The 21,920-nt window shown below is 74.5% G+C and carries 24 protein-coding genes; 1 reads left to right on the forward strand and 23 read right to left on the reverse strand.

From position 1 onward, the window contains the following. From CLV34_RS01240 to rpsB, 8 genes are all read right to left on the reverse strand, one after another. Positions 1-720: a class I SAM-dependent methyltransferase gene (locus tag CLV34_RS01240; protein ID WP_211289316.1), complete on the reverse strand. Its 720-nt coding sequence runs from the start codon at positions 718-720 to the stop codon at positions 1-3. Beyond that, positions 717-1,265, reverse strand: a complete 549-nt coding sequence (locus CLV34_RS01245) for a DivIVA domain-containing protein (RefSeq protein WP_100348463.1) — start codon at positions 1,263-1,265, stop codon at positions 717-719. The genes CLV34_RS01240 and CLV34_RS01245 overlap by 4 nt, the downstream gene beginning before the upstream one ends. Before the next feature lie 4 nt (positions 1,266-1,269). Further along, positions 1,270-2,400: a dual-specificity RNA methyltransferase RlmN gene (rlmN, locus tag CLV34_RS01250; protein WP_100348464.1), complete on the reverse strand. Its 1,131-nt coding sequence runs from the start codon at positions 2,398-2,400 to the stop codon at positions 1,270-1,272. A gap of 24 nt (positions 2,401-2,424) precedes the next feature. Next, positions 2,425-3,324 (reverse strand): phosphatidate cytidylyltransferase, encoded by a 900-nt coding sequence (locus tag CLV34_RS01255; protein WP_100348465.1) that lies wholly within the window; start codon positions 3,322-3,324, stop codon positions 2,425-2,427. Next, entirely contained in the window at positions 3,324-3,881 is a 558-nt protein-coding gene (gene frr / locus CLV34_RS01260) for a ribosome recycling factor (protein ID WP_100348466.1), read from the reverse strand. The genes CLV34_RS01255 and frr overlap by 1 nt, the downstream gene beginning before the upstream one ends. A 54-nt stretch (positions 3,882-3,935) precedes the next feature. Beyond that, complete coding sequence (gene pyrH / locus CLV34_RS01265) at positions 3,936-4,661, reverse strand: UMP kinase (protein ID WP_100348467.1); 726 nt, start codon at positions 4,659-4,661, stop codon at positions 3,936-3,938. A 175-nt stretch (positions 4,662-4,836) separates the two neighbouring features. Then, positions 4,837-5,676 carry a translation elongation factor Ts gene (gene tsf, locus CLV34_RS01270; protein ID WP_100348468.1) on the reverse strand — a complete coding sequence of 280 codons (840 nt, stop codon included), beginning with the start codon at positions 5,674-5,676 and terminating at the stop codon, positions 4,837-4,839. Positions 5,677-5,776: 100 nt separating this feature from the next. Next, the gene (rpsB, locus tag CLV34_RS01275; RefSeq protein ID WP_100348469.1) at positions 5,777-6,754 is read right to left on the reverse strand and encodes a 30S ribosomal protein S2; all 978 of its coding nucleotides are present in this window, start codon (positions 6,752-6,754) and stop codon (positions 5,777-5,779) included. Between the two features lie 459 nt (positions 6,755-7,213). Here rpsB and CLV34_RS01280 point away from each other — a divergent pair, with 459 nt between their 5' ends. Then, the gene (locus CLV34_RS01280) at positions 7,214-7,825 is read left to right on the forward strand and encodes a M23 family metallopeptidase (protein ID WP_100348470.1); all 612 of its coding nucleotides are present in this window, start codon (positions 7,214-7,216) and stop codon (positions 7,823-7,825) included. A gap of 41 nt (positions 7,826-7,866) precedes the next feature. Here the strand turns inward: CLV34_RS01280 and CLV34_RS01285 are convergent, their stop codons facing one another. The 15 genes from CLV34_RS01285 to CLV34_RS01355 all read right to left on the reverse strand — a co-directional run bounded on the left by CLV34_RS01285 (position 7,867) and on the right by CLV34_RS01355 (position 21,861). Further along, entirely contained in the window at positions 7,867-8,784 is a 918-nt protein-coding gene (locus CLV34_RS01285) for a tyrosine recombinase XerC (RefSeq protein ID WP_100349121.1), read from the reverse strand. A gap of 149 nt (positions 8,785-8,933) precedes the next feature. After that, a complete protein-coding gene (dprA, locus tag CLV34_RS01290) occupies positions 8,934-10,136 on the reverse strand; it encodes a DNA-processing protein DprA (RefSeq protein ID WP_245858874.1) in 1,203 nt (400 codons plus the stop codon). Beyond that, positions 10,129-11,658, reverse strand: coding sequence for a YifB family Mg chelatase-like AAA ATPase (locus CLV34_RS01295; RefSeq protein ID WP_100348472.1), 1,530 nt, complete (start codon positions 11,656-11,658; stop codon positions 10,129-10,131). The genes dprA and CLV34_RS01295 overlap by 8 nt, the downstream gene beginning before the upstream one ends. Further along, on the reverse strand, positions 11,655-12,011 hold the full coding sequence (locus CLV34_RS01300) for a YraN family protein (RefSeq protein ID WP_100348473.1): 357 nt from the start codon (positions 12,009-12,011) through the stop codon (positions 11,655-11,657). The genes CLV34_RS01295 and CLV34_RS01300 overlap by 4 nt, the downstream gene beginning before the upstream one ends. 157 nt (positions 12,012-12,168) lie before the next feature. Next, the gene (locus CLV34_RS01305) at positions 12,169-12,468 is read right to left on the reverse strand and encodes a DUF2469 domain-containing protein (RefSeq protein ID WP_100348474.1); all 300 of its coding nucleotides are present in this window, start codon (positions 12,466-12,468) and stop codon (positions 12,169-12,171) included. Between the two features lie 118 nt (positions 12,469-12,586). Continuing rightward, positions 12,587-13,360 carry a ribonuclease HII gene (locus tag CLV34_RS01310; RefSeq protein ID WP_425436157.1) on the reverse strand — a complete coding sequence of 258 codons (774 nt, stop codon included), beginning with the start codon at positions 13,358-13,360 and terminating at the stop codon, positions 12,587-12,589. After that, entirely contained in the window at positions 13,357-14,172 is an 816-nt protein-coding gene (gene lepB, locus CLV34_RS01315; protein ID WP_245858877.1) for a signal peptidase I, read from the reverse strand. The genes CLV34_RS01310 and lepB overlap by 4 nt, the downstream gene beginning before the upstream one ends. A gap of 115 nt (positions 14,173-14,287) precedes the next feature. Further along, positions 14,288-14,647, reverse strand: coding sequence for a 50S ribosomal protein L19 (gene rplS / locus CLV34_RS01320; RefSeq protein WP_100349123.1), 360 nt, complete (start codon positions 14,645-14,647; stop codon positions 14,288-14,290). 275 nt (positions 14,648-14,922) lie between these two features. Next, positions 14,923-15,708, reverse strand: coding sequence for a tRNA (guanosine(37)-N1)-methyltransferase TrmD (gene trmD, locus CLV34_RS01325; protein ID WP_100348476.1), 786 nt, complete (start codon positions 15,706-15,708; stop codon positions 14,923-14,925). A 1-nt stretch (position 15,709) separates the two neighbouring features. Further along, positions 15,710-16,300: a ribosome maturation factor RimM gene (rimM, locus tag CLV34_RS01330; protein ID WP_100348477.1), complete on the reverse strand. Its 591-nt coding sequence runs from the start codon at positions 16,298-16,300 to the stop codon at positions 15,710-15,712. A 123-nt stretch (positions 16,301-16,423) separates the two neighbouring features. Continuing rightward, the gene (locus tag CLV34_RS01335) at positions 16,424-16,663 is read right to left on the reverse strand and encodes an RNA-binding protein (RefSeq protein WP_100349124.1); all 240 of its coding nucleotides are present in this window, start codon (positions 16,661-16,663) and stop codon (positions 16,424-16,426) included. Further along, positions 16,663-17,100 carry a 30S ribosomal protein S16 gene (gene rpsP, locus CLV34_RS01340; protein WP_100348478.1) on the reverse strand — a complete coding sequence of 146 codons (438 nt, stop codon included), beginning with the start codon at positions 17,098-17,100 and terminating at the stop codon, positions 16,663-16,665. The genes CLV34_RS01335 and rpsP overlap by 1 nt, the downstream gene beginning before the upstream one ends. 236 nt (positions 17,101-17,336) lie before the next feature. Further along, positions 17,337-18,449, reverse strand: a complete 1,113-nt coding sequence (locus tag CLV34_RS01345) for an amidohydrolase family protein (RefSeq protein WP_100348479.1) — start codon at positions 18,447-18,449, stop codon at positions 17,337-17,339. Positions 18,450-18,506: 57 nt separating this feature from the next. Beyond that, positions 18,507-20,117: a signal recognition particle protein gene (gene ffh, locus CLV34_RS01350; protein ID WP_100348480.1), complete on the reverse strand. Its 1,611-nt coding sequence runs from the start codon at positions 20,115-20,117 to the stop codon at positions 18,507-18,509. A gap of 43 nt (positions 20,118-20,160) precedes the next feature. After that, positions 20,161-21,861, reverse strand: a complete 1,701-nt coding sequence (locus tag CLV34_RS01355) for a [protein-PII] uridylyltransferase (RefSeq protein WP_425436159.1) — start codon at positions 21,859-21,861, stop codon at positions 20,161-20,163. Positions 21,862-21,920: the final 59 nt, after the last annotated feature.

Here is a 21,920-nt window from a genome sequence, read left to right on the forward strand (position 1 = left end):
TCAGGCGGGCGCGGTCCACTCCAGCGTGTACCGGAAGAAGAGGCGGCGGCGCACGCGAGCGCCCGCCAGCACGCGCTCGGCCCGGCGGGCGACGTCCGCGACCGTGAGCTCGGCGGCGCGCACGACGGTGGGCGGCGGTGTGTCATCGTCGAACCCGCCGTGCCCCCGGCCCGGGACCGGTCGCACCGCCCGCGGGTGCTTCGCCAGACCGACGAGGGGGTTGAGCACCACCGAGACGAGGTCCACGGCGACGTCCCGCACCGAGCCCGGCCTGGCCAGCCCGACCACGAGGAGCCGGCCGTCCGGCGCGAGGAGGCGACGAGCGTGCTCGAGCGCGGGCACGAGGTCCAGGTGGTGCAGCACCGCGACCATCGTGATCGCGTCGTACCCGTCGGGGCCGTCCGCCGGCAGCACGCGCTCGAACGGCAGCGCGCGCACACGGACACCCTGGTGCGCCGACAGGCGGCGCGCTGTCCAGGCCGCGGACACGGCGTCCGGGTCGACGCCGTCGACCCGCTCGAAACGGTCCGCGAGCCGCACGACCAGGCTCCCGGAACCGCAGCCGACGTCCAGCGCCGCGCGGCGGCCGTCCGGGAGGCGGCGCAGGACCCAGCCGTGGAGACGGTCGTTGTGGCTCCACGGGTGCCGGGCGTTGAAGCGGTCCAGAGCGCCCAGCACCGAGCCCAGGACCCGACCGCAGAGCCGGACCCGCGGCGTCACTCCACGCCCAGGAGCACCTCGACCGCGCGCGCCAGGTAGGCGTCCACCGGACCCTCCGCGTACGCGTCCTTGCCGCGGCGACGACGGAAGGTCGCACCCCGGACCTCGGACGCCGACAGCGGGACCTGGCGGTCGAAGTAGTCGACGAGCCGGTCGCACAGGGCGTCCACCTCGTCCATGTCGTAGCCGGCCTCGCCGCGGCCCGCCGGGGCGAACTTCTCGCACGTCGGACGGTTCAGCCGCGGGTACAGCGACTTGGCGTCGTCGGCGATCTTCTCCATCCACGCCTGCGGGCCGTTCGACGCGACGAAGTTGGACCGCACGCGCACCGAGAAGGCCGTCTCGAGACGGTCCAGCGCCGCGTCGACCTCGTGCGTGTCGTAGCCGCCGCGGATCAGCTCGAACGACACCGCCTGGATGTCGGCCCCGCCGAACTCCTCCGACCGGCGCCCCTCGTACACCTCACGGGCGAACTCGAAGAAGTCGTCCACCTCGTCCGGGTCGTAGCCGGTGTGCACCTTCGAGACCGTGCTGAACCTGGACAAGAAGTCACTCCTCCTCTGCGGCCAGCTGGCCGCACGCGCCGTCGATGTCGCTGCCTCGCGTGTCCCGGACCGTCGTCGGGATGCCGTGCGCCCGCAAGCGTGCCACGAACTCCTCCTCGACGGCAGGGTCGCTCGCCGTCCAGATCGAACCCGGCGTGGGGTTGAGCGGGATCGGGTTGACGTGCACCCAGCCGCGACCGCGGGCGTTGAGCTTCTCGCCCAGCAGGTCGGCGCGCCACGCGTGGTCGTTCATGTCCCGGATGAGCGCGTACTCGATGCTCACCCGCCTCCCCGTCACCTCGAAGTAGTGCCGTGCCGCGTCGAGGGCCTCGTCGACCGACCACCGCGTGTTGATGGGCACGAGCTCCGAGCGCAGCTTGTCGTCCGGGGCGTGCAGCGACAGCGCGAGCGTCACCGGGATGCCCTCGTCCGCGAGCTTGCGCATCGCGGGGACGAGTCCCACCGTCGACACCGTGACGTTGCGCGCCGACATGCCGAGCCCCTCGGGCGGCGGCGCCACCAGGGTGCGGACGGTCGCCATGACCGCCTTGTAGTTGGCGAGCGGCTCGCCCATTCCCATGAAGACCAGGTTGTTGAGCCGCGTCGGACCGCCCGGGACGTCGCCGTCCGCGAGCGACCGGCCTGCGCGGCGCACCTGCTCGACGATCTCCGCCGTCGACAGGTTGCGGGTCAGCCCGAGCTGACCCGTCGCGCAGAACGGGCACGCCATGCCGCACCCGGCCTGGCTCGACACGCACAACGTGGTGCGGTGCTTGTAGCGCATCAGGACGGACTCGACCTTGGCGCCGTCGAACAGGTGCCACAGCGTCTTGACGGTCGTGCCGCCGTCCGCCTGCATGACGCGGGCCGCCTCCATGAGCGGCGGGAACAGGCCCTCGACGAGGGTGTCGCGCGTCGCCTGCGGCAGGTCGGTCATCGAGGCCGGGTCGGCTGTGAGGTGCGTGAAGTAGTGCGTCGCGAGCTGCTTGGCGCGGAACGGCTTCTCGCCCAGCTCGACGACCGCGGCGCGCCGCTCGTCGGCCGACAGGTCGGCGAAGTGGCGCGGCGGCTTGCCGCGCCGGGGCGCGGTCATCTGCAGCGGGACGCGTCCTTCGAGCGGGGGTGTCGTCGGCATGGGGGGCTTCCTGTCCGGTCGGGATCAGCTCAGCGGGACCGCGTACGCCATGAGCAGGTACGCGAACGGAGCGGTCATGAGCAGCGAGTCGAGGCGGTCGAGGATCCCTCCGTGCCCCGGCAGGAGGCTGCCCATGTCCTTCAAGTCTAGGTCGCGCTTGAGGAGCGACTCCGCGAGGTCACCGATCGTCGCCGTGATCGGGACCGCGACGCCGAGCATCGCCCCGACCCACGGGTCGGCGCCGAGGACGTGCGCGCCCACCAGCCCGACCACGATCGCCAGGACGAACGAGCCCGCCATCCCCTCGACGCTCTTCTTGGGGCTCACCGTGGGCGCGAGCGGGTGGCGACCGAAGAGGACCCCGGCGACGTAGCCGCCCGTGTCGCTCGCCACCACGAGCAGGATGAACAGCGCGACCCGCGACGGCCCCTGGTCCGAGGCGAGCATCAGCATCACGAACGCCGCGAGGAACGGCAGGTACGTGGCCGCGAACACGGCCGCCGCCGCGTCACGCACCGCCGCCGGACCCGACCCCTCGAGCGCGCGCCACACCACGACGCCGCCCACCGTGAGGAGGTACGACACCATGAGCGCCTCGGCGCCCGAGTAGTACGACGACACGAGGATCCCGGTCGTGCCCACGACGAGCGGCACGACCGGGATGTGCACGTCCTTGCGCGCGAACGCCCGGGACAGCTCCCAGACCGCGCCGCACAGCACGACCACCACGAGCGCCACGAAGGCCACCGGCCGGTACACCAGGCTCGCGCCGACGACCGCGAGCAGGCCCAGACCCACCGCGATCGCCGCCGGCAGGTTGCGGCCGCCCTTCGGCGCCTTCTTCTCGGGCGCGGGCCGCGCACCCTGCCGCGACCCGCGCTCGGCGCCCGCTCTCGCCCGGGCCGGGCTGGTACGTCTCGACATCAGACCTCGAGCAGCTCGCTCTCCTTGCCCGCGAGGAGCGCGTCGACCGCGTCGACGTGCTTCTTCGTGAGGGCCTCGAGCTCCTTCTCTGCGCGGGCCACCTCGTCCTCGCCGGCCTCGCCGTCCTTGACGATGCGGTCCAGCTCCTCCTTGGCGCGGCGGCGCACGTTGCGCACCGAGACGCGCGCGTCCTCGGCCTTGCCCTTCGCGAGCTTCACGTAGTCGCGGCGCCGCTCCTCCGTGAGCGCGGGCAGGACCACGCGGATGACGTTGCCGTCCGTCGCGGGGTTCACGCCGAGGTCCGAGTCACGGATGGCCTTCTCGATCGCGGGCGACGCCGACTTGTCGAACGGGGACACCAGGATCGTGCGCGCCTCGGGCGTGCTGAACGACGCCAGCTGCTGCAAGGGGGTCGGAGCACCGTAGTAGTCCACGGCGATCTTCGCGAACATGGCGGCGCTCGCGCGGCCCGTCCGGATCCCCGCGAAGTCCGCCTTGGCGACCTCGATCGCCTTGTCCATCTTCTCCTCGGCCTCGAGGAGGGTCTCGTCGATCACCTGTGCTCCTTCGTCGGTGTGGGACACGGCCGGCCACCTGCGGCGGCCGGGAGGTCAGTGGGTCGTGAGGGTCGTGCCGATGTCCTCGCCCACGAGGGCGCGGGTCACGTTGCCCGCCTCGTTCATGCCGAAGACGCGCATCGCCACGTCGTTGTCACGGCACATGCTCAGCGCGGTGGTGTCCATCACGCCGAGCTCCTGCACGAGGGCATCCGTGTACGTGATGTGGTCGAGCTTGCGGGCGTCCGGGTTCGTCCGGGGGTCGGCCGTGTAGACGCCGTCGACCCCGTTCTTGCCCATGAGGACCTCGTCGCAGTGCGTCTCGAGGGCGCGCTGCACGGCGACCGTGTCGGTCGAGAAGTACGGCATCCCGGCGCCGGCGCCGAAGATCACGACGCGGCCCTTCTCGAGGTGCCGGATCGCGCGCAGCGGGATGTACGGCTCGGCGACCTGGCCCATCGCGATGGCGGTCTGCACGCGCGTCTTGACGCCCTGCTGCTCGAGGAAGTCCTGGAGCGCCAGGCAGTTCATGACGGTGCCGAGCATGCCCATGTAGTCGGCACGCGCGCGGTCGAGACCGCGCTGCGAGAGCTCGGCGCCGCGGAAGAAGTTGCCGCCACCGACGACGATCGCGACCTCGACGCCCTCACGGACGGCAGCCGCGATCTCCTTCGCGGCCTGGCTCACGACGTCCGGCGCGAGACCGACCTCGCCGCCGCCGAACGTCTCCCCGGAGAGCTTGAGGAGGACCCGTCGTCGTGCGCTGTTCTCCTGGGTCATCCCTCATGTCCTCCTGTGCGTCGCTGTCCGTGCTGGCGGGTTCGAGCACCCACCCTATCGGCCGGCTGTGCCGCCGGCCGCGCGGCACGGGAGCCGTGCTTCCACGTGCTCCCGCCCCGCGCACACCGGGGCCCAGGCCGCGCGGACGCGGCCCGGGCCCCGGGCTGTGCTGTCGTCAGGAACCGACGCGGACCCGGACGAAGCCGAGCAGCGTGCCACCCGTGGCGGCGACGTGCTTGCCGACCGTCGTCTTCGTGTCCTTCGCGAGCGGCTGGTCCACGAGCACGGCGTCCTTGAAGAAGCCGTTCAGGCGGCCCTCGACGATCTTCGGGAGCGCAGCCTCCGGCTTGCCCTCGGCGATCGAGATCTCGCGCGCGATCTCGCGCTCCTTGTCGACGACGTCCGCCGGGACGTCCTCACGCGTCAGGTACGTCGGCGAGAGCGCCGCGATGTGCTGCGCGACGTCCTTGGCGACCGGCTCGGCCGCCTCGTCGGTCGCGACGACGACGCCGATCGACGGCGGCAGGTCCTTCGCGGTGCGGTGCAGGTACGTGGTCACCTTGGGCGCCTCGACGCGGGCCACGCGACGGAGCACGACCTTCTCGCCGAGGGTCGCGCCCTGCGCGGCGATCGTGTCGGCGACCGTGCCGTCGGCCGTCGGGGCGGCGAGCCCGGACTCGGCGTCCGTGGCGCCTGCGGCGGCGGCGGCCGCCAGGACCGTGTCGGCCAGCGCGATGAACTTCTCGTTCTTCACGACGAAGTCGGTCTCGGCGTCGAGCTCGATCAGCGTGGCGACCTGGCCCGCGGCCGAGTCCTCGACCACGACGGCGACGAGGCCCTCGGTGGTCGCGTTGCCCTCGCGCTTCGCGGCGCGCGCGAGGCCCTTCTTGCGGATGATCTCGATGGCCTTCTCGGCGTTGCCGTCGGCCTCGTCGAGGGCCTTCTTGACGTCGAGCATGCCCGCGCCCGTGCGCTCGCGCAGGGCCTTGATGTCAGCGGCGGTGTAGTTCGCCATTCTCAGTTCCTCCGGCTGTGGGGTGCCCGGCGACGGCCGGGCACGGGACGAGATGGTGACGGGTGCCCGGCCCCGCGGACGGGACCGGGCACCCGGGAGATCACTCGGACTTCGTGGCGTCCGCGTCGGTCGCCTCGGCGGCGTCCGCAGCCGGAGCCTCCTCGGCAGCAGCCTCAGGAGCAGCGGTCTCCTCGGCGGCAGCCTCAGGAGCAGCGGTCTCCTCGGCGGCAGCCTCGGGGGCCTTCTCCTGCGCAGCCTCGACGGCGGCGTCAGCGGCCTTCTCGTCCGACTCGAGCTGCTTCTCGGCACCGGCGAGGAGCTCGCGCTCCCACTCGGCGAGCGGCTCGGCGTCGGCGTCGGGGCCGGCCTCGGCACCCGAGCGACCCGAGTGGCGCTGCAGGAGACCGTCGGCGACGGCGTCCGCGATGACGCGGGTGAGCAGCGTCACGGCGCGGATCGCGTCGTCGTTGCCCGGGATGGGGAAGTCGACGACGTCGGGGTCGCAGTTGGTGTCGAGGATCGCGACGACCGGGATGCCCAGCTTGCGCGCCTCGTCGACCGCGAGGTGCTCCTTGTTCGTGTCGACGATCCACACGGCGGAGGGGATCTTCGCCATGTCACGGATGCCGCCGAGGGTGCGGGCGAGCTTGTCCTTCTCGCGACGCAGGACCAGGAGCTCCTTCTTGGTGCGGCCCGAGCCGGCGACGTCGTCGAAGTCGAGCTCCTCGAGCTCCTTGAGACGCTGGAGGCGCTTGTGGACCGTGGTGAAGTTGGTGAGCATGCCACCGAGCCAGCGGTGGTTCACGTACGGCATGCCGACGCGGGCGGCCTGCTCCGCGACGGGCTCCTGCGCCTGCTTCTTGGTGCCGACGAAGAGCACGGAGCCGCCGTGGGCGACCGTCTCCTTGACGAACTCGTAGGCGCGGTCGATGTACGACAGCGACTGCTGCAGGTCGACGATGTAGATGCCGTTGCGCTCCGTGAGGATGTGGCGCTTCATCTTCGGGTTCCAACGGCGGGTCTGGTGCCCGAAGTGGACACCGCTCTCGAGGAGCTGGCGCATGGTCACGACGGCCATGGCACGTCCTTTCGTGCGCGCGCGGGCCCCGCCCGCTGACGCGCGTCGTCGTGCGGCGCCGACGAGCGGCGACCGCGGTTCCGGTTGTCGACGCCGGCGGAGGCCGACGTCCCTGGCACCGCCCGGCGGGGACGCCGTCCGCGGGCGGAGACCAGGCTCTGCTCGGGACGGACCGTCGCCCACGCCGACCCCGTGGCACGCGTCCGTCGACCTCTCGGTCAGGGGCGTCGCCGCGGGGGAAGTGGTGCGCGAAGTCGTGCAGCGCAGGATCCGGAAGTCCCGGAACCCTCACCGCACGCGGTCACCAGTCTACCCGAGGAACCCGGCCACCGGGTCCGCCCTCCCCGCCCGGGCGAGCGATCGTGCACAGGCCGGCCGACGTCGGCGCCGGTCCACCGAGCCGGCCCCGAGGGCACACCGCGCCGCACCGGCGACCGCCGGTCCTGCCAGCATCGTGAGATGCCCGACGACGCCGACTCCCTCTGCACCCCGCACGCCGCCCGTCGCGGCCGTCGGACGTCCCGGCTGGCGGCCGTCCTCGCTGTCGTCGGAGCCCTGTCCGCCCCAGTGGCCCAGGCGTCGTCAGGGGCGCCGGGCGCCGCGGCCGGACGCACGTCGGCCGTGGCGGTACCGGCGGACGACCGACAGCCCGGCGCCTACCTGCCGCCGGTCGACGGCCCGCTCGTGCACCCCTTCGTGGCCCCCGCCGAGCGCTGGAGCGCCGGGCACCGCGGCGTCGACCTCGGCGCGTCCGTCGGCGCCCTGGTCCGCGCGCCCACCGCCGGGGTCGTGACGTTCCGCGGCACCGTCGCGGGACGCGGGGTGCTCACCGTCCTCGGCGACGACGGGCTCCGGTCGTCGTTCGAGCCCGTGCGTGACGGCGTCGCCGCAGGGACGCGCGTCGCGCCCGGCGACGTCGTCGCACGTCTCGCCCCCGCGGCGACCTCGCCGACCGTCGGGCACTGCGCGCCCGACGCCTGCCTGCACTGGGGCGTGCGGCGCGGCGAGACCTACGTCGACCCGTGGCCGCTCGTCACCGGCGGACCGATCGTGCTGCTGCCCGTCCCGTGACCGTCCCGCCCTGCTCGTCGTCCTGCCCGGGCCCGGGGGGCTCACGCCCGGGGGAAAGCCTGCAGGTACGAGGCACGGAGACGGTCCGCGCTCACGTGCGTGTACCGCTGGGTCGTCGCGAGGCTCGTGTGCCCCAGGACCTCCTGCACGCTGCGCAGGTCCGCGCCGCCCGCGAGGAGGTGCGTCGCCGCGGTGTGCCGCAGGGCGTGGGGCGCCAGGTCGGGGACGCCGGCCGACACGGCCAGGCGGTGCACCGTGGTGCGCGCCTGGCGCTGGTCCCAGCGACCGCCCCGGTCGCCGAGCAGCAGCGCCGCCCCCGAGCGTTCCGTCACGAGCGCGGGACGGCCCGCGCCCAGCCACGCCGTGAGCGCGCGGTCAGCCGGCGCCCCGTACGGGACCACCCGCTCCTTGCCGCCCTTGCCGAGCACACGGACGGTGCGCGTGCCCCGGTCGACGTCGTCGACGTCGACGGACACGAGCTCGCCCACGCGGACCCCCGTGGCGTAGAGGAGCTCGACGGTCGCCCAGGCCCGCAGGTCGGCCGCGTCGCCCGACCTCGCCTCCTGCTCCGCGTGCTCGACGAGCGTCTGCGCGGCGTCGACGGACAGCACGGTCGGCAGCGTGCGGTCGACCCGCGGGCTCTGGAGCCGCGTCGACGGGTCGACCGCGACCAGCCCGTCCCGCAGCGCCCACGCGTAGAACTCGCGCACCGACGCCCCGCGGCGCGCGAGGGTGGCCCGGGACAGCCCCCGCGACGCCTGCCACGCCAGCCAGGCGCGCAGCAGGTCGAGGTCGACGTCCTGGGGTCGGGGTGCGCCGCGGCGCCGTGCGAAGTCGCCGAGCGCCCGCACGTCGTCGTGGTAGGCGCGCACGGTGTGCGGGGAAAGACCCCGGACCAGGGCGAGCTGCTCGGTGAACCGTCCGAGGGCGACGTCGAACGGGTCCACCGATCCGTGCACCGATCCGTCCGCCCTGCGCGACGCGTCGTCCACAGGGCTGTCGGCGGGTCTGCCCGCGGGTCTGTCCACGGATCAAGGCTGGGCGGAACGGACGGCGGACGCGACCCGCCACGCCGCGCGACCCCGCGACGGGCTCGGGTCCGTCCGGGTCAGCTCGGTGCACCGTCCCGCGCGGACGTGCCCGGACGCCGCCGCCACCCGTCGCCCGACCGCTCGGCGAACCCGGCGACCTCGAGGAGCCCGAGGCCACCGAGGGTCTCGTCGAGCGCGAGCCCGGCGTCGCGGGCGACCACCGTGACCGTCGCGGCACGACGCAGGGGCAGGGCGTCGAACAGGCGACGGCCGACGGCGTCGAGCGCGTCCGTCTCGCGCGCCGCACCGGCCGGCCACGGTGCGAGGTCGCCGCCCACGCGTCCGACGAGCTCGACGACCTCGTCCGCGTCCGTGACGCACACCGCTCCCCCGTCGCGCAGCAGCCGGTGGCACCCGCCGGACGCCATCGACGTGACCGGGCCGGGGACCGCGCCCACGGGTCGGAGCAGGCTCTGCGCGTGCGCGGCCGTGCTGAGCGCGCCGGAGCGCCACGCCGCCTCGACGACGACCGTGCCGCTGCTCGCCGCCGCGATGAGCCGGTTGCGCTGGAGGAAGCGCACCCGCGTCGGCACGCCGCCGGGCGGCAGCTCGCCGATGACGAGCCCGTCCGTCAGGACGGCGCGCAGGAGGTCGGCGTTGCCCGCGGGGTAGAGCCGGTCGACGCCCCCGGCGAGGAACGCCACGGTCGGCGCGCCGGCGGCGAGCGCACCGCGGTGCGCGGCGGCGTCGATCCCGTACGCGCCGCCCGACACCACCACGACCCCTTGTGATGCGGCACCGTGGGCGAGGTCGGCGGCGACGTGGCTGCCGTAGTCGGTGCACGCGCGGGCGCCGACGAGCGCGACCGACCTGCTGAGGCCGTGGACCGCCGCGGGGTCGCCGCGCAGCCACAGGCCGCGCGGCGTCGCGTCACCGAGGTCGTCGAGCCCGCCCGGCCAGTCGGCGTCCGCGGGCACGACGAACCGCGCGCCGAGCCGCCGCGTCGCCTCGAGGTCGCGCTCCGCGTCGAGGCCCGGCACGCGCGGCGCCCACCGCGCCACGGCACGCCCGAGCGCGACGGGACCGATCCCGAGGTCGGGCCGGTCACCGCTCAGCGTGCGGGCCGCCCGCGCGGCCTCGTCCGGGCCGCGCGCGGCCGCACGGGCCCATACCAGACCGTCCACCGGGCCGAGCACCCGCACGATCGCGCCCGCGGCCGTGTCGCCCGGCTCGGCGAGCCGCGCCCAGGCGGCGCACGCGAGGTGGAGGACGTCAGGCACGGTGACCACCTCGGACCCGCAGGGCCAGCGCGCGCCCGACGTCGCCGCGCTCGGGCGCCGGACGTCCTGCGAGGTCCGCGAGCGTCCACGCCAGGCGGACGACCCGGTCCGCGCCGCGGAGGCTGAGGGTCCCGCGCTCGAGGGCGCGGTCGACGTCGCCGAGGAGCCCGGGACCCAGCCGGTCCCGCAGCCAGCGCCCGGGGACCTCGGCGTTGAGCCGCCACGGCGTCCCGCGCAGGCGTTCGGCGGCGGCGGCGCGCGCCTGCGCGACCCGTCGACCGACCACCGCGGTGCTCTCGCCGACCTGGCCCCGGTCGACGGCCCGCACGGGGTGCACCTCGACCTGGACGTCGACGCGGTCGAGCAGCGGGCCGGAGAGCCGTGCCAGGTAGCGCCGCCGGGCGAGCGGCGTACAGGTGCAGTCGAGGCCCTTGCCCACGGCGAGCCCGCACGGGCACGGGTTCGCCGCGAGCACGAGCTGGAACCGGGCGGGGAACCGGGCGGTCCCGCCCGCCCGGTGGACGACGATCTCGCCGTGCTCGAGGGGCTGGCGCAGCGTGTCGAGCACGCGGCCGCCGAACTCGGGGGCCTCGTCGAGGAACAGGACGCCGCGGTGCGCGCGCGACGCCGCACCGGGCCGGGGCACGCCCGACCCGCCCCCGACGACGGCGGCGGGGGTGGCCGTGTGGTGCGGGTCCTCGAACGGCGGGCGGCGCACGAGGCCGCGGGACGCGTCGAAGGTCCCGGCGACGGAGTGCACGGCGGTCACCTCGACGGCGGCCGCCTCGTCGAGGTCGGGCAGGATGCCCGGCAGGCGGCTGGCCAGCATCGTCTTGCCGGTGCCGGGCGCGCCGACGAGGAGCAGGTGGTGCCCGCCCGCCGCGGCGACCTCCAGCGCGGCGCGTGCCTCGGGCTGGCCGAGGACGTCCGCGAGGTCGCCTCCGGGCTCGCGGAGCGGCGGGACGGGCCGGACGACCGGATCGTCCGGGACGGCCACCGGGTCGAGGTCGGCCCCGTAGCGCGCGGCGAGCTCGGCGAGAGTCGCCGCGCCGGTCACGCGGGCGCCCGGGACGAGTTGCGCCTCCGGCACGTCGGGCGCGGGCACGACGACGTCCGGGAAGCCCGCCGCGACCGCGGCCGCCACGGCGGGCAGCACGCCGCGGACGGGGTGGAGCCGACCGTCGAGACCGAGCTCGCCGAGGTGCACGACGTCACGCACGCGGGAGGCGTCGACGAGCCGCGCGCCCGCCAGCATCGCGACGGCGATCGCGAGGTCGAACCCCGAGCCCGACTTCGGCAGCGCGGCGGGCGCGAGGTTGACGGTGATCTTGCGCTGCGGCCACGACAGGCCCGAGGACGACACCGCCGCCCGGACCCGGTCGCGCGCCTCGCTGAGCGCGGCGTCCGGCAGCCCCACGAGCGTGAAGCCGGGGACGCTCGCCGCCAGGTGTGCCTGCACCTCGACGACGTGCCCGGTCAGCCCGACGAGCGAGACGGCGCGGGACTGTCCGAGCCCGCTCACGAGACCCCCTCGAGGTGCTCGATGCGGGCACGCCCGGCGCGCGGCAGCACGACCGCGACGACGTCCAGCCGCACCTCGCGGGGTCGCTGGTCGTGCGCGGCGAGCCACTCGCCCGCGAGGCGCCGCAGCCGCGCGACCTTCGCGGGCGTGACCGCCTCGGCGGGGTGGCCGAAGCCGGTGCCCCGCCGTGTCTTGACCTCGATGACGACGAGCGTCGTGCCCTCGCGGGCCACCACGTCGAGCTCGCCGGTCCGGCTCCGCCAGTTCCGGTCGAGCACCTGCCAGCCTCGTTCGGTCACGTGCCGTACGGCGAGCTCCTCGCCGTAGCGGCCGACCGCGTCCTTCGCGCGCATCTCCCACCTCCGGGAGGAACGCTGCCGCGGGCGCGGGGTGCGGCGCGAGGGGCTCGGCGGCATCCGTGGACAGGGCGACCGTCACGCGACCGGTGCACGACCGTGCGGCGCTGTCCCCCGGACCGGTCCTGGCCGCCCTGCCGGGCCGACCTTCGGGTCAGAGCTGGAGCTCGGCCTTGGCGAGCTCCTCGACGTTGACGTCCTTGAACGTCACGACGCGCACCGACTTCACGAACCGTGCGGAGCGGTACACGTCCCAGACCCACGCGTCGGCGAGCCGCAGCTCGAAGTACACCTCGCCCGCCGCGGACCGCACCTGCAGGTCGACGTGGTTGGCGAGGTAGAACCGTCGCTCGGTCTCGACCACGTAGGCGAAGAGCCCGACGACGTCCCGGTACTCGCGGTAGAGCGCGAGCTCCATCTCGGTCTCGTAGTTCTCCAGGTCCTCGGCGCTCACGCGTCCATCATGGACCATCACCGGGGCGGGCGCGGCCACGTCGGGTCACCCGTCGGGTCACCCGTCGGGCGTCCCGCAGGTGCATCCCGCCGTCCGGCCACGCCCGGGCAGGGAGGCCTCAGGCCTCCGGGCCGAGGGACCCGACCAGCACGTCGTCGTCGGCGCGCACCGCGGCGGCGGGGGCGAGCCCGGGGAGGTTCCAGCTCGTGCGGTGCAGGACGCTCGCACCGAGCTCGCCGAGCGCCCGCACGTGCGCCGCGGACGCGTACCCCTTGTTCTGCTCCCAGGCGTACCCGGGGTGCTCGACGGCGAGCTCGCGCATGAGGGCGTCCCGCGTGCACTTGGCGAGGACGCTCGCACCGGCGACCGACGCGCACTGCACGTCCGCCTTGACGAGGGTGCGCACCCCGAGCGGGGGCACGGGTGCCGGCAGCGGCTCGGCCGCGTCGGCCGCGAGCTGGTCGAGCAGGTCGGGCACCGGGTCCGAGAGCCAGTCGTGCGACCCGTCGAGCAGGACGGCGTCCACGTGGACGCCGGTCGCGGCGATCTCGGCAAGCGCCCGCCGTCCGGCGAGCCGCAGCGCGCCGATGATGCCGACGGTGTCGATCTCGGCGCTGCTCGCGTGCCCGACGGCCGACGCCACCGCCCAGCCGGAGACGCGCGGCACGAGGCCCTCACGGTCGCCCACGGACAGCAGCTTGGAGTCGGTCAGTCCCCGCGGCGGACGCTTCGTCGCGACGTCCACGACGACCACGCCCACGCTGACGGGGCCGGCGAGGGCGCCCCGGCCCACCTCGTCCATGCCGGCGACCGTCCGCGCACCGGCCTCGATCCACGCCGACTCCTGGCGCAGGTGGGCGGTGCGCGACCGGGCGCCGCGCACAGACGTCACGGCGCGACGGTCGGCTCGACCGTGGGCTCCGGCACGTCCGCGAACGTGTCGGACGGGTTGTGCAGGATGCCGGCGTGGGACAGCGGCCACACCTTGATGAAGGCGGTGCCGACGACGTCGTCCATCGGGACGAACCCGCCGCCGGGCTTGCCCGTGTTGTAGCGCGAGTCGCTCGAGTCCTGCCGGTTGTCGCCCATGACGAACAGGCTCCCGGCCGGGACGGTGGTGTCGAACTCGTCCTGGCTGGGCATGGAGCCGGGCTTGAGGTACGGCTCGTCGATGGCGACGCCGTTGACCGTGACGGGCTGGCCGGGGCCGGCGCACGCGACGTGGTCGCCGGGGAGCCCGATGACGCGCTTGATGAGGTGCCCGACGGCGTCGTTGGGCCGCAGGCCGACGAACGTCAGCCCGTCGACGACAGCGTTGCCGATCGTTCCGTGGTCGGTCTTCTCGGCGTCGGGCAGCCAGTGGCCCGGGTCCTTGAACACGATGACGTCGCCACGGTGCAGGTCCAGGTGCGACGGCACGAGCCGCGAGACCATGACGCGGTCGCCGATGTCGAGGGTGTTCTCCATCGACTCCGACGGGATGTAGAACGCCTGGACGAGGAACGTCTTGATGAGCCAGGACAGGACGAGCGCCGCGACGACGATGATCGCTGTCTCGCGCAGCAGCGACGGCTTGCGCTGCTTGCGCCCTCGAGCAGACCGGGCGGCGTCCGCCTCGGGCTCACGGGGCGCGGTCCGGGTGTCCGGGAGGTCGGAGTCGGCCGGCGTCGGCGCGCCCGCGATCTCGGAGGTGCTGTCAGTCACGCGCCAACTCTCCCACCTCATCCTGTGGGGACGAAACCGACACGGACGACGCACGGGCGGCCGTCCCGGAGGACGACCGCCCGTGCGCAGGGGGAACCGCTGGTCGCGGCCCGGCTCACTTGGCCGGGACGGCGTCCCGCTTCTCCTTGATCTTCGCCTTCTTGCCGCGCAGGCCGCGCAGGTAGTACAGCTTGGCGCGACGCACGTCACCGCGGGTGACGACCTCGATCGAGTCGATCGACGGGGAGTGCACCGGGAAGGTGCGCTCGACCCCGACGCCGAAGCTGATCTTGCGGACCGTGAAGGTCTCGCGGACGCCGCCGCCCTGGCGGGCGATGACGGCACCCTGGAACGCCTGGACGCGAGAGCGGTTGCCCTCGACGACCTTGACGTTGACCTTGAGGGTGTCGCCGGGACGGAAGTCCGGGACGTCGTTGCGCAGCGATGCTGCGTCGACACTGTCGAGCGTGTGCATGACGATCTCCTGGTCTGCCACAGGTCAGGCCGCTCTCGTGGCCCGCGGCCGGCTCGTGACGAGGCTCGGGCGGGTCCGGTTCGGGTGTGCGGGTGCGGCGCGCGCACCGTGCCGCAGCGAGGCTGCGACGGACCGCTGGGCCGCCCCTCCCCTGTGGCAGAGGAGACGGTGAAAGGTCCTGCCGGTGCGTACCGACCCTCCAGTTTCGCACACGGCGGCGCCCCGGGGCCAACTGCGGGCGGGCCGCCCGTGGTCACCACCTGGTCGGCCTGTCGTCAGACGGGCCGTACCCCGTCGTCGTCGACGACCCAGCCCTCCCGGGCCAGCACGTCACGGTCGGACCGGTCCAGCGTGGCCGGATCGAGCCGTGCCACGAGGTCGGGACGGCGTCGCGCGGTGCGCTCGAGCGCCTGGTCGCGCCGCCAGCGCGCGATGCGGCCGTGGTGCCCGCTGAGCAGGACGTCCGGGACCTCGCGCCCGTCCCAGTCCGCCGGCTTGGTGTAGACGGGGTACTCGAGCAGGCCGGCCGCGCCGTGCGACTCCTCGACGAGCGACTCCGGGTTGCCCACCACGCCGGGGAGCAGGCGCCCGACGGCCTCGACGACCACGAGCGCCGCGACCTCTCCCCCGTTGAGCACGTAGTCGCCGATCGAGACCTCGCTCACTTCGACGCCCGTGGCCCGGTAGTGCTCGACGACGCGCGCGTCGATCCCCTCGTACCGCCCGCACGCGACGACGAGCTGACGCTCGCCCGCCCACGCCTCGGCGGTCCGCTGGGTGAACACCTCGCCGGACGGCGTCGGCACGACGAGCCGCACGCCCGGCGCGCCGGGCTCCTCGATCACGTCGTCGAGCGCGCGCGACCACACGTCGGGACGCATGACCATGCCGGCGCCGCCGCCGAACGGCGTGTCGTCCACGGTCCGGTGCCGGTCGGTGGCCCAGTCCCGCAGGTCGTGGACGCGCAGGTCGAGCAGGCCCGCCGTGCGCGCCTTGCCGACGAGCGAGAGGTCCAGCGCCGCGAGGTAGTCGGGGAAGATCGAGACGACGTCGATGCGCACGTCAGGCCTCGCCCTCGACGCCTTCGGAGGTCTGGGCTCCCGCGGCGGCGTCCTCGGGGTCGTCGGGCCGGTCGATCACGGCCGCGTCCGCGTCGCGCGCCAGCAGGCCGCCCGGCGGGTCGAGCACCACGCGGCCGCCCGGCACGTCGACCACGGGCACGATCGCGCGCACGAACGGGACGAGGGTCCGCTCGCCCGTCGTCTCGCGGACGACGAGGACGTCGTGCGCGGGCAGCTCCTCGAGCCCGACGACCTCACCCACGACGGTGCCGTCGGTGAGCTCGGCGCGCAGCCCGGCGAGCTCGTGCTCGTACCAGGCGTCCTCCTCGTCGGAGGCGTCGGCCTCGACGACGAGCCGCACCCCGCGCAGGGCCTCGGCGGCCTCGCGGTCGGTCGACTGCTCGAAGGTCACGAGCCAGCGGCCGCTCTGGGTGCGTGCCGAACGGACCGTGAGCGGGCCCGCCGACGCGGGGTCGGTCGCGAGGACGGTCCCGGGCGCGAGCCGTGCCTCCGGGTCGTCGGTGCGCAGGTCGAGCGCGACCTCGCCCCGCAGACCGTGGGCGCGGCCGATGCGGGCGACGGTGAGCTCCATGGTGGTGCCTCCTGGGCGGCGGTCCCGGGTCGTGGTGCAGGACCCGGTGTCTGCGGGGACGGTGTGCGGGGGAACGCGAGAGGCCCGCGCCCGCAGCGCGGGACACGGGCCTCTCGATGGTGCTCAGCGGCGGTCGACGTCCACGACGTCGATCCGCACCGGGCCGTCGGTCGACAGCGCGCCGATCACGGTGCGCAGCGCACGAGCGGTGCGTCCGCCGCGCCCGATGACCCGACCGAGGTCGTCGGGGTGCACCCGGACCTCGAGCAGGTCGCCGCGCCGGGTCGCCTTCGACGCGACCCGGACGTCGTCCGGGTGGTCGACGATCCCGCGGACCAGGTGGTCGAGCGCGTCGGCGAGCATCACGCCTCGGTGTTCTCGGCCTCGGTGCTCTCGGCGTCGGCAGCAGCCGGCTCGGCCTTCGCGGCCTTCTTGGCGGCCACGTCGGCCTTGTGCTTCTCGGCGGCGTCCGCGGCGGCCTTCACGGCCTCGGCGGCGTCGGCCTTGTCGCCCTTGGTGCGCAGCGTGCCCTCGGCGCCCGGGAGGCCCTTGAACTTCTGCCAGTCACCGGTCACCTTGAGGAGCACGAGGACCTGCTCGGTCGGCTGCGCGCCGACGGACAGCCAGTACTGCGCCCGCTCGGAGTCGATCTCGATGAACGAGGGCTCCTCGGTGGGGTGGTACTTGCCGATCTCCTCGATCGCACGGCCGTCACGGCGGGTGCGGGAGTCGGCGACGACGACGCGGTAGTACGGCGCCCGGATCTTGCCGAGACGCTTCAGACGAATCTTGGTGGCCACAGGGGTGGTCTCTCCTGGTTCTGTTCGTGGGATCCGTGCGTCGACCGGTGGGGCCCGGACCACGCGCTGGATCGAGGACACGACGACGCCGCGGAGAGAGGGGCCGGGCACGCCGAGTACGACGGCCATTCTGCCAGACGACACCAAGCGGTTCCAATCCGGGTGCCGCCGGGTGCTGCCGACGGTCTTCCTGGAGCTCCGCTGGGGCTCCTCCCGGGGTGCCGGGCGCTGCCGCGTCAGAGGTACCGCTCGCCCCGCAGCACGATCGCGGTGGGGGCCCGCAGGACCGAGATGTCCTCACGCGGGTCGGCCGGGTAGACCACGAGGTCCGCGCTGGAACCCTCGACGAGCTGCCCGAGGCCGAGGAAGTGCCGCGCCTGCCAGCTCGCGGCAGCCACCACGTCCGCCGCGGGCACCCCGGCGGCGACCAGCTCCGCGCACTCGTCGGCGATGCGCCCGTGCCCGATGGTCCCGCCGGCGTCCGTGCCCACGAGGAGCTGGACGCCCGACTCGTGCAGCGCGCGAACCTGCTCGTAGCGGTTCGCGTGGATCTTGCGCATGTACTCCGCGAAGCGCGGGTACCTGCCGTCGGCCTTGTCGGCCTCCTCGCCCAGCCGGCCGATCTGCAGGAGCGTGGGGGTGACCGCGATGCCGCGGTCCGCGATCTCGATCATGCGGTCCACGGGGATGCCGGTGCCGTGCTCGATGCAGTCGACGCCCGCGTCGAGCAGGCCCGGGACGGCGTCCTCGGAGAACGCGTGCACCGTGACCCGCGCGGCCTCCGCGTGGGCCCGCCGGACCGCCTCCGCCAGGACGTCGTCCGGCCACAGCGGGGTGAGCACCGCGTCCGCGCCGAGGTCGCGGTCGATCCAGTCGGCGACGACCTTGACCCAGCCCGAGCCGCGCCGCGCCTCGCGCGCCACCGCCTCGGGGAGGTCCGCGACGTCGGCCAGCTCGTCGGCGAAACCGCGCAGGTAGCGCTTGGGCCGAGCGAGGTGCCGGCCCGCGCGCACCAGCCGCGGCAGGTCGCGCCGGCCCGCAAGGTGCCGGGTGTCGAGGGGCGAGCCCGCGTCCCGGACGAGCAGCACGCCGGCCTGGCGCTGCGCCACGGCCTGCCGCTCCGCCTCGCCCATGCTCGTCGCACCGTTCGGGCCGAGGCCGATGTGGGCGTGGACGTCGACGAGACCCGGGAGCACGACGCCCTCGACGGTCACCTGGTTGGTGCCGGGCGCCGACGGCCGGGTGAACGTCACCACGCCGTCGCGGATCCACAGCTCGCCGAGCTCGCGTCCGTCGCCGAGCAGCACACGCCCCTTCACGTGCAAGGACGGACCCTCGAGGGCGGACATCTCACTCCTTCGCGCAGGCTGTCGCCCGGCAGCACCGGGCGGGGACACGATATCCGGTCAGCGACCGAGGTACTTGCCGAGGTCGGAGGGGAGCTCGAGCTCGGAGAGGTCCGGGACGTCCTCGCGCGGGCTCGACGCCGCCGCACCGAAAGCCGTGCCGGCAGGCGCGGCCGGTGACCCGCCCTCGAGCCGCGCCTGGGCGGCACGCTCCTGCTCGGCACGCTTCGCGGGGTTGCCGGACCGGCCCTTGGCCTTGCGGGCGGGCGCCTGCTGGCGGCCCCGCGCCTTCTTGCCGCCGCCCATGCCCGGGAAGCCGCCCATGCCGGGCATGCCCGGCATGCCGCCGCCGCGCGCCATCTGGCGCATCATCTTCTGCGCGTTCTCGAACCGCTCGAGGAGCTGGTTGACGTCCGTGGTCGTCGTGCCCGAGCCCTTCGCGATGCGCGCCCGGCGCGAGCCGTTGATGAGCTTCGGGTTCTCGCGCTCCGCCGGGGTCATCGACCGGACGATCGCCTCGACGCGGTCGACCTCGCGCTCGTCGAAGTTGTCGATCGCCTCGCGCATCTGACCCATGCCCGGAAGCATCCCGAGCATCTTCTTCATCGAACCCATGCTGCGCAGCTGCTGCATCTGGACGAGGAAGTCGGCGAGCGTGAAGTCCTTGCCGCTCGCGACCTTGTCGGCCATGATCTGCGCCTGCTCGGCGTCGAACGCCTTCTCGGCCTGCTCGATGAGCGTCAGCACGTCGCCCATGTCGAGGATCCGGGACGCCATCCGGTCCGGGTGGAAGACCTCGAAGTCCGTGAGCTTCTCGCCCGTCGAGGCGAACAGGATCGGACGGCCCGTGACCTTCGCGACCGACAGGGCCGCGCCGCCGCGCGCGTCGCCGTCGAGCTTCGACAGCACGACGCCCGTGAAGTCGACGCCCTCCTCGAACGCCTTCGCGGTCGCGACCGCGTCCTGGCCGATCATCGCGTCGATGACGAACAGGACCTCGTCCGGGTTCGTCGCGTCACGGATGTCCGACGCCTGCCGCATGAGCAGCTCGTCGATGCCGAGGCGTCCCGCGGTGTCGATGATGACGACGTCGTGCTGCTTGGCGCGCGCGTGCGCGACACCGTCGCGGGCCACCGCGACCGGGTCGCCGATGACGGTGTCGGTCTCCGCCCCCTGGTTGCCGGGGTGCGGCGCGAAGACCGGCGCACCGGCACGCTCCGCCACGACCCCGAGCTGCGTCACCGCGTTGGGGCGCTGCAGGTCGGCGGCGACGAGCAGCGGCGTGTGGCCCTGCTCGCGCAGCGACAGGGCCAGCTTGCCGGCGAGGGTCGTCTTGCCCGCACCCTGGAGGCCCGCGAGCATGATGACCGTCGGCGGGTTCTTGGAGAACCGCAGCGTGCGGGTCTCGCCGCCGAGGATCCCGACGAGCTCCTCGTTGACGATCTTGACGACCTGCTGGGCCGGGTTCAGCGCCCCCGAGACCTCCGACGAGAGCGCGCGCTCGCGCACCGCCCCCGTGAACTCGCGCACCACGGAGACGGCGACGTCCGCGTCGAGCAGCGCGCGCCGGATCTCACGGATCGTGGCGTCGATGTCCGCCTCGGACAGCCGGCCCTTGGTGCGCAGGTTCTTGAAGGTCTGCGTCAGCCGGTCGGAGAGCGTGTTGAACACCGGTGAACCTCACGGTCGGGGGTGGGGAAAGTCGGCCTCCAGCCTACCCGGCCGTCCGCGCCTCGATCGCCGCCCGCGCCAGCCCGGTCAGGTCGTCCACGAGTCGCTGGCGCCACGCCGTCCACGCGCCGGGGCGCAGCGACGCCGAGTCCGCCTCGGTGACCGCCCGCAGCACCTCGAGCAGGTCGACCCGGCCGTCGACGGCGGCGACCAGCTCGTCGACCGTCGCGGGGTCGTCCGGGTCCGAGCCGATCGCGAGCCGCGAGAGGGTCAGGTGCTCCCGCACGATGCGCTGCACGTCGTCGCGGACCGTCGCGTCGAACCCCATGCGGTCGACGATCGCGGGCACGAGCCGCGCGCCCTCGACCGAGTGGTCCGCCGCGCCCGCGCGCTTGCCGATGTCGTGCAGGACCGCCGACAGGAGCAGCACCTCGGGGTTCGCTACCTGGCGCCGGTCCCGCGACGCCCGCGCCACGACCTCGACGAGGTGGCGGTCCACCGTGTGCCGGTGCACCGCCGCCCGCTGCGGACGGTTGCGCACGCCGGCCCACTCCGGGATCCACGACGTGACGATGCCCGCGAGGTCGAGCGCCTCCCACACGGCGACCTGCGCCTGGCCCGAGCCGAGCAGCGCCAGGAACGACTGGCGCGCGGCCCGCGGCCACGGTTCGGGCAGCGGCGGGCACTGCGCGAGCGAGCGCACCGACACCGGGGAGAGCACGAGCCCCGTGCGCGCCGCGGTCGCCGCCGCGCGCAGCGGCAGCAGCGGGTCGGCCTCGGGGTGGGCGTCGACCGCGAGCACGAGCTCGCCGTCGTGCTCGACGAGCCCGTCGCCGACCGAGCGCAGCCGCGGCGCGGACCGCCGTCCGCGCACCAGCACGGGCCGCGAGATGCGCGGGCGCTGGAGCGCCTGCCGGGCGCGCCGCACCGTCGTGTCGAGCGCGTACGACACCTCGCGGCCCGCCTCGGCGAGCCCCGCGAGGAGCTCGTCGCCGTCCGTCGCGCCGGTCAGCGCGGCGACCTCGTCGAGGTCCTGCAGGACGAGCCTGCTCGAGTGCCGCCGCGTCACGACCTGGATCGCGTCGCGCACGTCGAGCAGGTGCGTCGAGGCGCGGTCCACGTCGCCGTGCGGCCGGTCGGTGAGCCAGGTGGCCGCGAGCGCCGAGAGGACCACGGCGTCGCGGATGCCGCCGCGCGCCTCCTTGAGGTCGGGCTCGATGAGGTAGGCGAGCTCGCCGAACCGGTCGGCCCGCTCCTTGGTCGAGGCGAGCAGCTCGGGCAGGCGGCGGCGCGACGCGGCGCGCCAGTCCGTGAGGATCGCGGAGGCGGCCCGGTGCACCACGACCGCGTCACCGGCCACCGGCCGGACGTCGAGCCAGCCGACCGCGGCCGGCAGGTCCTTGGACGCGACCTGCCGACACTGCGACAGCGACCGGACGGAGTGGTCGAGGTCCACCTTGGCGTCCCAGAGCGGGTACCACAGCCGTTCGGCGACGGTCGTGAGCTCCTGCGGGGTGTGCGTGCGGCCGTCGTGCACGAGCACGAGGTCGAGGTCGCTCACCGGGCCGAGGTCGCCGCGGCCCAGGCTGCCGACGGCGGCCAGCGCGATCCCGGTCCGCTCGGTGTCGGCGGTGGCCTGCGCCCAGAGGTCGTCGAGCGCCGACGCGACGAGGTCGACGAGAGCGGCGCGGCGGGCGACCCCGCTGCGGCCCGGACCGACGAGGTCGCGGGCCGTCGCGAGCATCCGAGACGGGAGGTCCCGCACCCCCAGGGGGCGCGGGACCTCCGTCTCGCTGTTCTCCG

The sequence above is a fragment of the Luteimicrobium subarcticum genome (assembly GCF_002798015.1).
Lineage (GTDB): Bacteria > Actinomycetota > Actinomycetes > Actinomycetales > Cellulomonadaceae > Luteimicrobium > Luteimicrobium subarcticum.

Coding starts and splice junctions, on each gene's coding strand:
- rlmN (WP_100348464.1), bottom strand. CDS start 2,400: ATGCCGACGACACCCCCGCTCGAAGGACGCGTCCCGCTGCAGATGACC.
- CLV34_RS01255 (WP_100348465.1), bottom strand. CDS start 3,324: ATGTCGAGACGTACCAGCCCGGCCCGGGCGAGAGCGGGCGCCGAGCGC.
- pyrH (WP_100348467.1), bottom strand. CDS start 4,661: ATGACCCAGGAGAACAGCGCACGACGACGGGTCCTCCTCAAGCTCTCC.
- tsf (WP_100348468.1), bottom strand. CDS start 5,676: ATGGCGAACTACACCGCCGCTGACATCAAGGCCCTGCGCGAGCGCACG.
- rpsB (WP_100348469.1), bottom strand. CDS start 6,754: ATGGCCGTCGTGACCATGCGCCAGCTCCTCGAGAGCGGTGTCCACTTC.
- CLV34_RS01280 (WP_100348470.1), top strand. CDS start 7,214: ATGCCCGACGACGCCGACTCCCTCTGCACCCCGCACGCCGCCCGTCGC.
- CLV34_RS01300 (WP_100348473.1), bottom strand. CDS start 12,011: ATGCGCGCGAAGGACGCGGTCGGCCGCTACGGCGAGGAGCTCGCCGTA.
- rplS (WP_100349123.1), bottom strand. CDS start 14,647: ATGCACACGCTCGACAGTGTCGACGCAGCATCGCTGCGCAACGACGTC.
- rimM (WP_100348477.1), bottom strand. CDS start 16,300: ATGGAGCTCACCGTCGCCCGCATCGGCCGCGCCCACGGTCTGCGGGGC.
- CLV34_RS01335 (WP_100349124.1), bottom strand. CDS start 16,663: ATGCTCGCCGACGCGCTCGACCACCTGGTCCGCGGGATCGTCGACCAC.
- CLV34_RS01345 (WP_100348479.1), bottom strand. CDS start 18,449: ATGTCCGCCCTCGAGGGTCCGTCCTTGCACGTGAAGGGGCGTGTGCTG.
- CLV34_RS01355 (WP_425436159.1), bottom strand. CDS start 21,861: ATGCTCGCGACGGCCCGCGACCTCGTCGGTCCGGGCCGCAGCGGGGTC.